The sequence below is a fragment of the Streptomyces iconiensis genome (assembly GCF_028657195.3).
Taxonomy (GTDB): Bacteria; Actinomycetota; Actinomycetes; order Streptomycetales; family Streptomycetaceae; genus Streptomyces; species Streptomyces iconiensis.
Map to the genome: position 1 here is coordinate 1 of NZ_JANCPR020000116.1, position 1,351 is coordinate 1,351.

At 71.4% G+C, this 1,351-nt stretch carries 1 protein-coding gene and 1 pseudogene; both read left to right on the forward strand.

All coding sequences use genetic code 11. The features are described 5' to 3' along the window. Positions 1 to 450, forward strand: a pseudogene (locus tag NMN56_RS42905) (ATP-binding protein); the annotation flags it as partial. Between the two features lie 320 nt (positions 451 to 770). Next, the coding region (locus tag NMN56_RS42910; protein WP_283742579.1) for a DNA cytosine methyltransferase at positions 771 to 1,351 on the forward strand (581 nt) is incomplete at its 3' end.

Consider the following 1,351-nt stretch of genomic DNA (forward strand, 5'->3'; position numbering starts at 1 on the left):
CCGCACAAGCTGCGCCAGGGCCTGGACAAGGGCACCGTCGTGGTGGCCGGCGACGGCGTGAAGCTCTCCCCCGGCCAGTCCTCCATCACCATCCGCACCCACTACGTGGACGATGACCAAGCCCAGGAGCTTGCCGACCGGGCCAAGGCCCTGCGCGACGGGGTCACCACCCTGCGCGCGGTCGAGACCGGCGAGGAGCGCGACCACCTGGCCGACATCGCCACCGTGGTCGGCGACGCGCCCAAGGTGCTCACTCAAGACGTGCTCAAGCGGCTCGCCGGGCTGAGCGGCAGCGTCTACGGCGGCTGGTCGTTCATCGACCTCAAGCGCACCCTGGAAGCGGCCGGCGAAGAGCCGAAGAAGTCGAACGGCCGCATGGTCGTCCACCGCGAACACATCGCCCGCGCGCTCGCCAACCGCCCCGACGACGGTTCCGCTTCCGCTTCCTGACGACGGGGAGGCACACCCGACCGGGCCGGGGAGGCGGGGAGAACTCCCCAACCGCCTCCCCGCCCCACACCCCCCCGCGCTGATCAGCGCAAATGGCCAATCGGGGGAGGCGGAGAGGCCGGGGAGGCACACCCCGCTACACCTCCAGAACGCCCTTCTCACGCGCACCCGAGGGGGTGCGTGCGCCTCCCCGACCACTACCCCAACCAGATTCCGCTTCCCTGCACCGAACACAGCAAGGGCGACCCCCATCACGCCAATGACCCGGGGCCGCCCTTGTCCACCCAGCAACTCCATAGAGAGCACTGGAGGTCTCCAGGATGACCCAACCCACCGACATGAGGCGAGCGCGCATCAGGCCGCTTCTGTTGGATCTGTTCTGCTGCGCCGGTGGCGCCGCCACCGGCTACGCGCGCGCCGGCTTCGAGGTGCACGGCGTGGACATCGCCGCACGGCCGAACTACCCGTTCGCCTTCCACCGGGCTGACGCGCTGGAGTACCTGGCCACGCTCATCGACTCGGGTGAGATCCGCCGGTACGCGTTCGTGCACGCCTCGCCGCCGTGTCAGCACGGGTGCGCGCTGACCGTGGGCACCAACGCCGCGCGCGGCTGGGGCCGCACCCACAACCAGCTCATCCCCGCACTTCGTGAGCTGCTGGAGGCGTCCGGGGTGCCGTACGTCATCGAGCAGCCCAACGGCCGCGCCCCGGTCCGACGGGACGTGTCGCTGTGCGGGGAGATGTTCGGACTCGGAGTCATCCGGCATCGCTGGTTCGAGCTGAGCGGCTGGAGGGCCGTGCAGCCGGCGCACCGGCCGCACCGGGGCCGGGTGCGCGGCTGGCGGCACGGCCGCTACTTCGACGGGCCGTACGTGGCCGCCTACGGGGCCGGCGGCGGCAA